This is a genomic window from Streptomyces sp. NPDC002851 (genome assembly GCF_053591935.1).
This window is the reverse complement of record NZ_JBSFUT010000028.1, coordinates 13,002-25,838: the sequence shown is the minus strand read 5'-3', so window position 1 is coordinate 25,838 and position 12,837 is coordinate 13,002. Positions and strand designations below refer to the sequence as shown.

The 12,837-nt window shown below is 70.8% G+C and carries 11 protein-coding genes; 5 read left to right on the top strand and 6 right to left on the bottom strand.

What is annotated here, in order from left to right; genetic code table 11:
- Positions 1–89 precede the first annotated feature (89 nt).
- The 4 genes from ACWD10_RS26205 (at position 90) to ACWD10_RS26190 (ending at position 4,612) form a co-directional block, all read left to right on the top strand.
- Entirely contained in the window at positions 90–1,328 is a 1,239-nt protein-coding gene (locus tag ACWD10_RS26205; protein WP_451095207.1) for an MFS transporter, read from the top strand.
- 66 nt (positions 1,329–1,394) lie between these two features.
- Entirely contained in the window at positions 1,395–2,792 is a 1,398-nt protein-coding gene (locus tag ACWD10_RS26200) for a uracil-xanthine permease family protein (RefSeq protein ID WP_451095076.1), read from the top strand.
- 181 nt (positions 2,793–2,973) lie between these two features.
- A complete protein-coding gene (locus ACWD10_RS26195; RefSeq protein WP_451095205.1) occupies positions 2,974–3,606 on the top strand; it encodes a DUF5995 family protein in 633 nt (210 codons plus the stop codon).
- Between the two features lie 76 nt (positions 3,607–3,682).
- Positions 3,683–4,612, top strand: a complete 930-nt coding sequence (locus ACWD10_RS26190) for an LLM class F420-dependent oxidoreductase (protein ID WP_451095074.1) — start codon at positions 3,683–3,685, stop codon at positions 4,610–4,612.
- Positions 4,613–4,643: 31 nt separating this feature from the next.
- Here ACWD10_RS26190 and ACWD10_RS26185 read toward each other — a convergent pair whose 3' ends face one another.
- From ACWD10_RS26185 to ACWD10_RS26165, 5 genes are all read right to left on the bottom strand, one after another.
- Positions 4,644–6,368: a flavin monoamine oxidase family protein gene (locus ACWD10_RS26185; protein ID WP_451095072.1), complete on the bottom strand. Its 1,725-nt coding sequence runs from the start codon at positions 6,366–6,368 to the stop codon at positions 4,644–4,646.
- Positions 6,369–6,469: 101 nt separating this feature from the next.
- A complete protein-coding gene (locus ACWD10_RS26180; RefSeq protein WP_451095203.1) occupies positions 6,470–7,258 on the bottom strand; it encodes a carbon-nitrogen hydrolase family protein in 789 nt (262 codons plus the stop codon).
- A 203-nt stretch (positions 7,259–7,461) separates the two neighbouring features.
- Positions 7,462–7,914: an Lrp/AsnC family transcriptional regulator gene (locus tag ACWD10_RS26175; RefSeq protein ID WP_451095070.1), complete on the bottom strand. Its 453-nt coding sequence runs from the start codon at positions 7,912–7,914 to the stop codon at positions 7,462–7,464.
- Between the two features lie 63 nt (positions 7,915–7,977).
- Positions 7,978–9,465 (bottom strand): amino acid permease, encoded by a 1,488-nt coding sequence (locus tag ACWD10_RS26170; protein ID WP_451095068.1) that lies wholly within the window; start codon positions 9,463–9,465, stop codon positions 7,978–7,980.
- Between the two features lie 371 nt (positions 9,466–9,836).
- Complete coding sequence (locus ACWD10_RS26165; RefSeq protein ID WP_451095201.1) at positions 9,837–11,285, bottom strand: GuaB1 family IMP dehydrogenase-related protein; 1,449 nt, start codon at positions 11,283–11,285, stop codon at positions 9,837–9,839.
- Between the two features lie 218 nt (positions 11,286–11,503).
- Here ACWD10_RS26165 and ACWD10_RS26160 point away from each other — a divergent pair, with 218 nt between their 5' ends.
- Complete coding sequence (locus ACWD10_RS26160) at positions 11,504–12,076, top strand: GNAT family N-acetyltransferase (RefSeq protein WP_451095066.1); 573 nt, start codon at positions 11,504–11,506, stop codon at positions 12,074–12,076.
- 36 nt (positions 12,077–12,112) lie between these two features.
- Here the strand turns inward: ACWD10_RS26160 and ACWD10_RS26155 are convergent, their stop codons facing one another.
- Positions 12,113–12,460 carry a barstar family protein gene (locus tag ACWD10_RS26155; protein WP_451095064.1) on the bottom strand — a complete coding sequence of 116 codons (348 nt, stop codon included), beginning with the start codon at positions 12,458–12,460 and terminating at the stop codon, positions 12,113–12,115.
- Positions 12,461–12,837 lie beyond the last annotated feature (377 nt).

The following is a 12,837-nucleotide window of genomic DNA, read 5'->3' as shown; positions in this document are numbered from 1 at the left end:
CGCCGTCGGCCCTATTTATCAGGCAGGGTTCCTGATAGTTTACGGCGCCGTACCGGAGGACGACGTATGGGGACGGCATGGGGGACCGCATGGAGGACGGCACAGCGGACCGTGCGACGGGCGAAGAGACGTACGGGCCAAGGGAGTTGACCCGCGCCCGCTACGCCGTGGCCGCGGTCTTCGGCGTGCACGGCGCGGTCACCGGATCGTTCGCCACGCGGGTGCCGTGGATCCAGGAGCACGCCGCGGTGAGCGCGGGACAGCTGGGCCTCGCCCTCGCCTTCCCGGCGATCGGTGCCTCGGTCGCGATGCCGCTCGCGGGCACCGTCTCGCACCGCTTCGGCGCCCGGACCGCGCTGCGCGGCCTGCTCGCGCTCTGGACGCTCGCGCTCACCCTGCCCGCGCTCGCGCCGAACCTCCTGACGCTCTGCGCGGCGCTCTTCGTGTTCGGGGCCACGGCCGGGATGTCGGACGTGGCGATGAACGCGCTCGGCGTGGAGACCGAGAACCGGCTCGGCCGCTCGATCATGTCCAGCCTGCACGGCATGTGGAGCACCGGTGCCCTGGTCGGTTCCGCCGCCGGCACCCTCGCCGCGCACCTGGGTTCGGACGCCCGGCTGCACCACCTGCTCGCGGCCCTGGCCCTCACCGTCCTCGGTCTCGTCGCCTGCCAGGGCGTGCCCGACCTGCGCAGTGCGCCGGAGGCCGAGGCGCCGCCGCGGTGGGCGGTGCCGCCGAGGTCGGCGGTCCTGATCGGCGCGGTGGGGTTCTGCGCGGTGTTCGCGGAGGGCGCGAGCCTGGACTGGTCGGCCGTGTACCTCAAGGACGTGCTCGGTACGTCGCCGGGCGCGGCGGCCGCGTCGACCACGGCGTTCGCGCTGACCATGGCGGTGGCGCGGCTTGCCGGGGACCGTGTGGTGGACCGGTTCGGGGCGGTGCGCACGGTACGGACGGGCGGGGTGCTCGCCGCGGCTGGCGGGCTGCTCGTGGTGTTCGGCGGGAACCCCGTGCTCGCCATGGCGGGCTTCGGGTGCATGGGGCTCGGCATCGCGGTCGTGGTGCCGCTCGCCTTCGCGGCGGCCGGGCGCAGCGGGGACAACCCGAGCCTGGCGATCGCGGGCGTGGCCACGATCACGTACACCTCGGGTCTGATCGCCCCGTCGGCGATCGGCGCCATCGCGGACGCGACGTCCCTGGTGGCCTCCTTCAGCCTGGTGACGGCGCTGGCCTGCGGGCTTGTCCTTGGCGCCGGGGTGCTGCGTACGGACCGCGGCGGCGGTACGGAGCGGGGCGCGGAGCGTCGAGAGGCACCCCGCGCACGGACTTAGCATGGGTCGGATTGTTTTGAGCCAGATCGTTTCGTGCTGAAACGTGTACCGAAAGTGAATCCCGCGATGAACCTCGGCGTCCGCTGGTCCCTGCACGGCGACGGGCGCGTACCCGCTCCCGGCGCCGTGGTCCGCCCCGACGAACGGCTCTCGTGGCCGCGCACGGTGGGGCTCGGTGCCCAGCACGTGGTCGCGATGTTCGGTGCCTCGTTCGTCGCGCCGGTCCTGATGGGCCTGGACCCGAACCTGGCGATCATGATGTCCGGTGTCGCCACCGTGATCTTCCTGCTCGCCACCCGCGGCACGGTGCCCAGCTATCTGGGCTGCTCGCTCTCCTTCGTGGGCGTGGCGGCCGTGATCCGGGCCCAGGGCGGCTCCAGTGCCGCCGTGACCGGCGCGGTCTTCGTGGTCGGCGCCGCGCTCTTCCTCTCCGGGCTCGCGGTGCGGAAGTTCGGGGCGCGCATCATTCACGCGTCGATGCCGCCGATCGTCACGGGTGCCGTGGTCATGCTGATCGGCTTCAACCTGGCGCCGGTGACGGCGACCACGTACTGGCCGCAGGACCAGTGGACCGCGCTGCTCGTGATGCTCTTCACCGGTCTCGCCGTGGTGTGTCTGCGCGGCTTCTGGTCCCGGATCGCGATCTTCCTGGGTCTGGTCTTCGGGTACGGGATCTCCTGGCTGTTCGACCTCGTCTTCGGGAAGATCCACTCGCCGGTGGGCAGCGCGGAGGCCGTGGACCACTGGCGGCTCGACCTGTCGGGCGTCGGCACGGCCGAGTGGATCGGGCTTCCTTCGCTGCACGCGCCGAGCTTCGAGTCGTCCGCGATCCTGGTGGCCCTGCCCGTGGTGATCGCCCTGATCGCCGAGAACGCCGGGCACGTGAAGGCGGTCGGCGAGATGACCGGCGACAACCTGGACAGCAAGCTGGGCACCGCGATCTCCGCGGACGGCGCCGCGTCGATGCTCTCCACGGCGGTCGGCGGCCCGCCCAACACCACGTACTCCGAGAACATCGGCGTCATGGCGGCGACCCGGGTCTACTCCACCGCCGCGTACTGGGCGGCCGCCGGATTCGCGCTGCTCTTCGGCCTGTGCCCGAAGTTCGGGGCGGTCGTCGCGGCGATCCCCGGCGGGGTGCTCGGCGGGATCACGGTCATCCTGTACGGCATGATCGGGCTGCTCGGCGCGCAGATCTGGATCAACGCCAAGGTGGATCTGCGCAATCCGCTGAACCTCGTCCCGGCGGCCGCGGGCATCATCATCGGCGTCGGCAACGTGTCGCTGAAGTTCACCGAGAACTTCGAACTGAGCGGCATCGCCCTCGGCACGCTCGTGGTCATCACCGGCTACCACGCACTGCGCTTCATGGCCCCGGCCCACCTCAAGACCCCGCAGGAGCCGCTCCTCGACGAGGGCACCTCGCGGTACGACAAGGACGAGTCGCCGGAGCCGACCGCGTAGGCGGGGCGTCCCCCGTTTCGGGGAAGCCCCCGGCCCGCCGGACTCCACGCGTGGCCGGGCCTGGGACGCTGCCCGTATGCGGCAGTTGGGACACACCAGGACCGGAACGGACAAGGCCACCACGGCCACCACCGGAACGGCCAGGTCCAGAACGGCCGACGTCGACGCCGTGCTCGCGCGGATGCGCACCCTCGCCGCCGACTGGCCACCGACCGACGGCGTGGCCGTCTTCAACCGCGTCTACCTCACCGTGACCGAGGAGGTCGACCGACACCTGGACGGCGGCTTCTTCCCCGACGTACGGGCGGGCGCGACGCTCGATGTCCGGTTCGCGGAGCGGTACTTGGCGGCCGTCGACGCGGTGGCACGCGGCGACCGCCCCGCCAGGTGCTGGCGTCCACTGTTCCAGTACCGGCGCCATCCCGGCGTACGGCCACTGCAGTTCGCGCTCGCGGGCATCAACGCGCACATCGGGCACGACCTGGCGCTCGCGGTCCTGGACACCTGCCGCACCCTGGACTGCGTACCGGGCGACATCGAGGACGAGTTCGACCGGGTGGGGGACCTCCTCGTCGCCCTGGAGGAGCGCATCCGCGAGGACCTGATGCCGGGCCCCGATCTCCTCCAGATCGCCGACCCGCTCACCCATCTCCTGGGCACCTGGAGCCTGGAGCGGGCCAGGGACGGGGCCTGGTCGGCGGCCCGGGTGCTGTGGCGGCTGCGGGATCTGCCCGAGCTGGCCGAGGAGTTCCGGCAGCGGATGGACGCGGGGGTCGGCCTGGTCGGACGGTGCCTGCTCACGCCCTTGCCGTGAGGCAGCGCCCGGCGGGAGCCCAACGCGTAGGCTGCATACGGTAGTTGAAGCCGTTATGACTCCCCCTGGAGGCAGCATGGCAGTCAAGCTCGGCCTGGGACTTCCGCAGATGAAGCAGTACGCCATCGGGCGCGACATTCCCGAGGTGGCGCGCGCCGCCGAGCAGGCCGGGTACGAGAGCCTGTGGGTCTTCGAGCGGGTGCTGTTCCCGACGCCACCGGCCGAGGGCCGGTACGGAATCGAGGGCCTGCCCTGGCCGAAGCAGTACCGCTCGGTGGCCGACCCGATGGTCAGCCTCACCCTCGCCGCGGCGGCCACGGAGCGGGCCAGGCTCGGCACCAGCGTCCTGGTCGCGCCGCTGCACCTGCCGTTCGAGCTCGCCAGGGGCCTTGCCACGCTCGACGCGGCCAGCGGCGGCCGGGTCGTCGCCGGGCTCGGCACCGGCTGGTCGCGCAGCGAGTACGCGGCGCAGGGCGTCGTGCCCTTCGAGCGGCGCGGCGCCGCCCTGGACGAGCTGCTCGACGTGTGCCGTGCCGTGTGGGGGCCGGATCCGGTGGCGTACGAGGGCAAGTCGGCGAAGGTCGTACCGTCCGAGGTCGGCCCGAAGCCCGCGCGCCCGATCCCCGTCTATCTGCCCGCGAACAGCCCGCGCGCCGCCCGCCGCCTGATCGACCGCGCGGACGGCTGGATGCCCGCGGCCACCGGTCCGGACCGGCTCGCCGAGGAGTGGCAGCGGCTCAAGGAGCTGGCGGCCGAGCGCGGCCGGAAGCGTCCCTTCGCGGTGTGCGTACGGGCGAACGCGCGGTACTCGGCGAAGCCGTACGACGGCGAGGACCGGGCACCCTTCCAGGGCAGCGTCGAGCAGATCGTCGAGGACCTGGTGGCGCATGCGCGGGTCGGCGTCGAGGAGATCCTGATCGACCTTCAGGGCACGATGCGCGACGCCCAAGAACTCACGGACGTGGCCGCCGCGGTGTACGCGGGAGTGCGCGCGGCGGGCGCCTGATCCGGGTGCTGCCCGCCGCGCGCGGCCCCGGTCAGTCCTCGGGCAGCTCCACCGGCGCGATCTCCTCGTACACGTCGCCGGGCCCGGGGTTGGCCGGGTCGGTCGCGCCGCCGAACTGGTGCATGACGCCCCACACGGCGTTGAGCGCGGTCTGCACGGCGCCCTCGACCCAGCCGGCCGTCCAGGAGATGTCGTCGCCCGCGAGGAAGATGCCGCGCTTGTCGGCGGGCAGCTCGTCCTGCATGAAGTGCGTGAACAGGCGGCGCTGGTAGCGGTAGTGGCCGGGCAGGTTCGCCTTGAACGCGCCCATGAAGTACGGCTCGTTCTCCCAGGAGACCGTGACCGGGTTGCCGATGATGTGCTTCCGGATGTCGACCTTCGGATAGATCTCCGACAGCGACTTCAGCATGACCTCCATCCGCTCGTTCGCGGACAGCGGCAGCCACTTGAGGCTGTCGTCGCACCAGGTGTACGAGAGGCAGATGACGGCGGGCTTGTCCGGGCCGTCGTCGAGCAGGTAGGTGCCGCGGGTCATCCGGTCGGTGAGCGTCATCGACATGACGTCCCGCCCGGTGGCGTTGCCCTCGTCGTCGACGGCCTTGTCCAGCCAGAACGGCCGGTCGACCGGCACGAACAGCTTGCTGGACTCCATGTAGTGCGTCCGCTCGATGGCGGTCCAGTGGTCGATCGGGAAGAGCGAGTCATCGCACTCGATCTTGGAGAGCAGCATCCAGGACTGGGCGGTGAAGATCGCCGCCGGGAAGGTACGGATGTCGCCGCTCGCGTCCGTGACCGTGATGCGGTTGCCCGCGGTGCGGTGCAGCCGGGTCACCGCGGGGCGCGGCTCGCCGTTCTCGTGCAGCGACTTGAGGGACGTACCGAGCGCCCAGTGCACGATCTTCTCGGGCTCGCGCTCCCAGAGCCGCAGCGGCAGCTGCTGGCTGCCGCCGACGATGCCGCGGTGGTGGTCGTCGGCCTCGGTGTAGACGACCCGCAGGATCTCCAGGATCGAGTTGGGGAAGTCGGTGTCCCAGCCGCCGGTGCCGAAGCCGACCTGTCCGAAGATCTCGCGGTGCCGGAACGACTTGAAGGCCTCGGATTCGCAGAGGAACCCGTAGAAGGTCTGGTTGTCCAGCTTCTCCACGAGCGTGGACCAGATCTCCCGGATCCGCGGCACATCGCGCTCGCGCAGCGCGCGGTTCATGTCGGAGAAGTCGGCGCCCTCCTCCAGGCAGGCGTTCCAGGCGTGCATGACGTCCCGGTAGACCTGCGGCAGATCGTCGACGGTCTCGGCGTAGTGCGACTCGCCCTTGAGGTCGACGACGGTCGACGGGGTGTCCGGGGCGAGCGGGTTGGGGAACGGCTTGGTCTTCAGACCCACCAGGTCGATGTAGTGCTGCAGCGCGGTCGAGGACGGCGGAAACCGCATCGCGCCCATCTCGGCGGTGAGTGCCCCTGCTTCACCTTCGGTGGCGGTGCCAGAAAAGCCGACGGTGCGCAGGCGGCCGCCGATCCGGTCGGCCTCGTAGACGACCGGCTTGAGGCCCATCTTCATCAGCTCGTACGCGGCCACGATGCCGGACATTCCGCCGCCGATGATCGCGACCTCCTGGCCGTGCTCGGTCGCGGGTATCTGACCGAGCCCGGCCGGGTGCGCCAGGAAGTCGTCGTACGCGTACGGAAAGTCGGGGCCGAACATGGTGATCGGCGGCTCGCCGTCGGTGTGCTGAACGGCGGTGGGCACCGTGGACGTCATGGCGGGCGGACTCCTTGCGCGTACGGGGGTGGGGCAGGGTGAGGTGAGGTGTGGGTGGCGGCGGCCAGGCTGTACGACGAGCTCAGCCGAACTCGCCGAACTCAGCCGAGCGAGGCATACAGGCCAGGTCGGCGGTCCCGCAGATACGGGTTGGCGGCACGCGAATCGGCCAGGAAGACGGGATCGACGTCAGCGACAACCAGATCGTCGCCGCGCCCCGCACGCACCCGAGCGAGTCCGTCGGGCCCGGCGAGCGTGGAGAGCCCGACGAACTCGAACTCCCCCTCCGGACCGATGCGGTTGACGTACGCGACGTACATCTGGTTCTCGAAGGCACGCACCGGCACGAGCGACTCGGCGACGAACTGGAACGGGTGCATCTGCGCGGTCGGCACGAGCAGCAGATCGGTCCCGGCCAGCGCGTGCGCCCGGACGTTCTCCGGGAACTCCACGTCGTAGCAGATCATGATGCCGACGGTGAGCCCGCCGAGCTCGGCCTGGACGACGGGGGTGTCCCCGGGCGTGAAGTGCTCCTGCTCGAAGCAGCCGAAGAGGTGCGTCTTGCGGTAGTTGGCGAGGGCGGTGCCATCGGGGCCCACGAGCCGGGCGGAGTTGAACACCGCGCCGTCGCCCTGCTCCGGGTAGCCGTAGGCGACGGCGACGCCGTGGCGTGCGGCGATGGTCGCGATCCACTCGGCGGAGCGGCCGTCGGCGGGCTCGGCGAGGCGAGCGATGTCGTCGCCGATGGCGTACCCGGTCAGAAACATCTCCGGCACGACGACGAGCCCCGCCCCGGCATCGGCGGCCCGCCCCGCGGCTTCCTCGAGCAGCCCAAGGTTGTACGCGACGTCACCGAGCCGTCCAGAACTCTGAAACAGGGCGGTACGCAACGGCGACGACGGCATGGGCAGACCTCGGTGTACGGGGTGTACGGGGGACGCAATGACGGTACGGGCGGCGGGGCGGGGGCTACAAGACGCGTCCGTTGCGCCTTGGTGAGCGGTTTGTTGCGGGTGGGAGGGGGGTTCCGGCGATCTGTTGCGCGGGAGCAGAGCGCCCCACAAACCCGCACCAGAAACAAACCCGCACCCGACTAAGCAGGCGCCCCCGAAGAAAACCGCCGCATCAACGGCGAAAGCACCAGCACGGACTTGGTCCGCTCCACAAAGTGCTCCCCCGCGATCCGCTCAAGCACCCGCTCGAAGTGCCGCATATCCGCAGCGAAGACCTGCACGAGCGCATCCGCCTCGCCCGTCACCGTTGAGGCCGCCACGACCTCCGGATACGGCTCAAGCCCGCGCTTGATGACCTCGGGCGAGGTGTTCCCCTTGCAGTAGATCTCGATGAACCCCTCGGTCTCCCAGCCGAGCGCCCCGGGGTCCACGCGGACGGTGAATCCGGTGATGGCCCCGGTCTCGCGCAGCCGGTCGACGCGGCGCTTCACCGCGGGCGCGGACAGGCCGACCAGTTGGCCGATGTCGGCGTAGGAGCGACGGGCGTCCTCGGCGAGGGCGTGCACGATCCGTTCATCGAGTTCGTTCAGCACTGCGGGCGGTTCACTTCTCCTGTAGGGCCCGGGGGCCGCGCGGGCGGCGGCCCCCGGGTCGGCTCACTTCTCCTCGGCCGCGACCGGTGCGGACGCCGGGCTCCCGCCCGACGCCAGGCGCGAGCGGCGCCGACCGTATGCGAAGTAGATCACGAGCCCGACGGCCATCCACGCGCCGAACACCTGCCAGGTGATGGCGTCGAGGCTGAACATCATCCAGACACAGAACCCGAAGCCGAGCACCGGGAAGAGCGCCGAGAACGGCACCTTGAAGGTCCGGTTCATGTCCGGGCGGGTCCGGCGCAGGACCACGACCGCGACGTTGACCAGGGCGAACGCGAAGAGCGTACCGATGCTGGTGGCGTCCGCGAGCTGCCCGAGCGGGACTGCGGCGGCGAGGATGCCGCAGAACAGCGAGACGATCACGGTGTTCACGCGGGGCGTGCCGCTGCGCGGGCTGACCTTGGCGAAGGCCTTGGGCACCAGGCCGTCGCGGGACATCGCGAACAGGATGCGGGTCTGGCCGAAGAGCACGACGAGCACGACGCTGGCGATGGCGATCACGGCACCGGCGGCGAGGACCGTGCCCCAGAAGGGCTGTCCGGTGACGTCCTTCATGATCGTGGCGAGCGTGGCCTCGGTGTCCGTGAACGCACGCCAGGGGCGGGCGCCGATGGCGACGGCCGCGACCAGGACGTACAGGGCGGTGACGATGACGAGCGAGAGCATGATCGCGCGCGGCAGGTCGCGCTGCGGGTTCTTCGCCTCCTCACCAGCGGTGGAGGCGGCGTCGAAGCCGATGTACGAGAAGAACAGGGTGGCTCCGGCAGCGCTGACACCGGCCATGCCGAGCGGCATGAAGTCGCTGTAGTTGCCGGACTTGAAGCCCATGAAGCCGATGGCACAGAAGAGCAGCAGCGCGCCGATCTTCACGGCGACCATGATCGTGTTGGCGCGGGCCGACTCCTTGGCTCCGCCGAGCAGGAACACCATGGCGAGCAGCACGACGATCAGGGCGGTCAGGTTGAAGACGCCGCCTTCGCCGGGCGGCGCCGACAGGGCGTCCGGGATGGTGACGCCGATGGTGCCGTCGAGCAGCTCGTTGAGGTACTCGCCCCAGCCGACGGCGACGGCCGCGACCGAGACGCCGTACTCCAGGACCAGACACCAGCCGCAGACCCAGGCAATCAGCTCGCCCATCGTTGCGTACGCATACGAGTACGAGGACCCGGAGACCGGGATGGTCCCGGCCAGCTCGGCGTACGAGAGGGCGGAGAAGAGGGCCGTCAGACCGGCGATCACGAAGGACAAGGTGACCGCGGGACCGGCCTTCGGCACGGCCTCTCCGAGGACCACGAAGATGCCGGTGCCGAGCGTCGCACCGATGCTGATCATGGTCAGTTGCCACATGGAGAGCGACCGCCGCAGCGTGCCGCCCTCGCCCTTGCCGCCCTCGGCGACCAGGACTTCTACCGGCTTGCGACGCATCAGCGAGGCGACCGGGGACGGGCGCGGCGGGGCAGATCTCGGCGGGGCGCCTTGGTCGAGCACGAGGGGGACTCCTTCATCACTGCGGAGCGCTTGACGGGGACCTCGGCGGCCCGCGACGACGGGGACCAACGAGCAGGCGGTCCCCGCCAGACGAAGTACAGCGCAGGACTTTACGAGGCGCGGCTTCACTTGCGTAATGAAGCAACCTTGCGCATCAAGGCAAGATTGTTGCGTACCCCCCGAAAATACAGGTCTTCATTGCGGTGCACCTTTCGATCACTGCACGAAGGTGACTATTGCCACATCAAACGGGCGGGCCGGGAAGGCCGAGGGGTCGCCCGATCGCCGCCGACTCGGTCAGCCATGAACACGCACCACGGCCCCGGTCGCACCGTGGCGACCGGGGCCGTTCGACAAGCTCGTCCTGGGACTCAGCTCCAGCTGGCGTGCAGCGGCTTGCCCTCCGCGTAACCGGCGGCGGACTGGAGGCCGACGACCGCGCGCTCGGCGAACTCCTCGAGGCTTCCGGCACCGGCGTACGTGCAGGAGGAGCGGACGCCCGCGATGATCGAGTCGATCAGGTCCTCAACGCCCGGCCGGGCCGGGTCGAGGAACATCCGCGAGGTGGAGATGCCCTCCTCGAACAGCGCCTTGCGGGCCCGGTCGTACGCGGACTCCTCGGCGGTGCGGTTGCGCACGGCGCGCGCGGAGGCCATGCCGAAGGACTCCTTGTAGAGCCGCCCGTCGGCGGACTGCTGGAGGTCGCCCGGCGACTCGTAGGTCCCGGCGAACCACGAGCCGATCATGACGTTGGACGCACCGGCGGCCAGCGCCATGGCGACGTCACGCGGGTGCCGGATGCCGCCGTCGGCCCAGACGTGCTTGCCGTACTTCTTGGCCTCGGCGGCGCACTCCAGGACGGCGGAGAACTGCGGGCGGCCCACGCCGGTCATCATGCGCGTGGTGCACATGGCGCCGGGGCCCACGCCGACCTTGATGATGTCGGCACCGGCGTCGATCAGGTCCTTGACGCCCTCGGCCGAGACGATGTTGCCCGCGACGAGCGGAACCTGCGGATCGAGGGCCCGCACGGCCTTGATCGCGGAGATCATCGTCTCCTGGTGGCCGTGCGCGGTGTCGATGACGAGGGTGTCCACACCGGCGTCGAGCAGCTGCTTCGCCTTGCCCACGAAGTCGCCGTTGATGCCGATGGCGGCGGCGATCCGCAGCTTGCCGTTCTTGTCGACGGCCGGGGTGTAGAGGGTCGCGCGCAGGGCGCCCTTACGGGTCAGGATGCCGACCAGCTTGCCGTCCTTGTCGACGGCCGGGGCGACCTTGCGGTGCCCGGCGTCGAGCTGGTGGAACGCGTCCCGCGGGTCGATGTCGGCGTCGATGAGCAGCAGCTCCCGCGACATCACCTCGGACAGCTGCGTGAACCGGTCCACGCCGGTCAGATCCGACTCGGTGACCACACCGATCGGCCGGCTGTCGCCGTCCACGACGACACCCGCACCGTGCGCCCGCTTGTGCAGCAGCGAGAGCGCGTCCGCGACGGTCTGGCTCGGGGCGAGCGTGATCGGGGTGTCGAGCACCAGGTGGCGCTGCTTGACCCAGGAGATGACGTCGGTGACGACCTCGATCGGGATGTCCTGCGGAATGACGACGAGGCCGCCGCGGCGCGCCACGGTCTCGGCCATCCGGCGCCCGGCAATGGCGGTCATGTTGGCCACGACCAGCGGAATCGTGGTGCCCGTACCATCCGGCGCGGAAAGATCCACGCCCTGCCGGGAACCCACGGCGGAGCGGCTCGGCACCATGAACACATCGTCGTACGTGAGGTCGTACGGCGGCTTGATGTCGTTGAGGAAACGCACGTGCAGAACATCCAGTCATTCGGAGGTGACCCTCGGGCAGGTCAGCCGAGGAAACGCACGTACTTCATTCTCCCACGACAGGGGGAGGGCGCGCCCCGGGCCGATCGTCCAGGACGGCAAGGGCGTTGGTCGTGGAAAGCTCCAAAAAAGAGGGGTCTTCGGTCCGGTCCCGCGTGAGAAGATCACGATGCTGACGAGGCAGGCACGGATGCGGAGGGGGCACGATGTTCGCGACAACGCTTGGTACGGACGGCGCCGAGCTGGGGCCGCTGGAGCCGTGGCAGGCGGAGGAGTTTCTGGCCCATATCGACCGGGGGCGGGAGTTCATCGGGCGGTACGTCGGCCTTGCGGACGCCGCCACGGATCTGGACTCGGCGCGCGCGTTTCTCCAGTCGTACGCCGACAAGACCGCGTCGGACACCGGGCGGATCTACGGGATCCGGGACGGCGGCAAGCTGGTCGGCGGCGTGCTGTTCCGGACGATGGACGTGGCGCAGGGCGTCGCGGAGGCGGGCTGCTGGCTCGAGCCCTCGGCGGTGGGCCGGGGGCTGGTGACCCGGGCCGCGCGGGTGATCATCGACTGGGCGGTCCTGGAGCGCGGCATCCACCGCGTGGAGTGGCAGGTCGGCACCGAGAACGCGGCGAGCATCGCGGTGGCCCGGCGGCTCGGCATGACCAAGGACGGTGTGCTGCGCGGGGTCTTCCTGTACCGCGGCGAGCGGCAGGACATGGAGGTCTGGTCAGTGCTCGCCCCGGAGTGGCGGGCACAGCGGGCGCAGCGGGAACAGCAGGCCTGAGGTTGGACGGCGGCCACCGCGCGCCCGCCCCTCCGCTCAGCCCAGGGCCAGCAGGACCGAGAGTTCCGCGGCGCTGCCCGTCGCCTCGGTGAGCACGTCCTGGGCGGTGCCCCACTCGCGCGGCTGCGCGGCGGCGTACGGCTGCCAGTGGGTGACCACGAGCAGCGTGCCGTGCGGCAGATCGGTGAGGCAGTCCGCGAGCGCGTCCCAGTTGCGGCCGAACCAGCCCGGCAGGTCGAGGTCCCGGGCGCAGCGCTCCATGAACGCCGCCTTGTCCGTGACCCCGTCGAGGTCGAGCACGGCCACGCTCCGCCCGGCCGCGCGGGCGGCGTCGAGCACGGGGGCGAGGGGGCCGAACGGGCCGGGGGCGTTCCGGTGATGCATGCGCCGATGCTGCCACAGGGGGTGGGCAGGTGCCCCGCGCTCTGCCCGTACGGCTGGATTGCTCCCCAGCCCCGCACCTTCCCGGCAGTGTCGATATGCGGCTAACGCCGCCTGGCTGACGGCGCTTCGGGGGCTGCCGCCCCCGGACCCGCCCGCCGCAGATGTCGCGCTGAACGCGCTCGTCCTCCCCCGCCGCCGCGGGCAGTCGTGCCGCAGGGCGAGTGGGGTCTCCCCTGCTCGAACGCAGTTGAGAGCTTGGGGAAGGGTGGGCGCAGCGGCACCCTCGGCGCGGAGCGGCTGAACGCCTTCGGGAAGGGGCGGGGTAGGGGAAGAGGCCACCGGACACCCCACGGCCCCGGTGCGCCACCGCGCCCCCT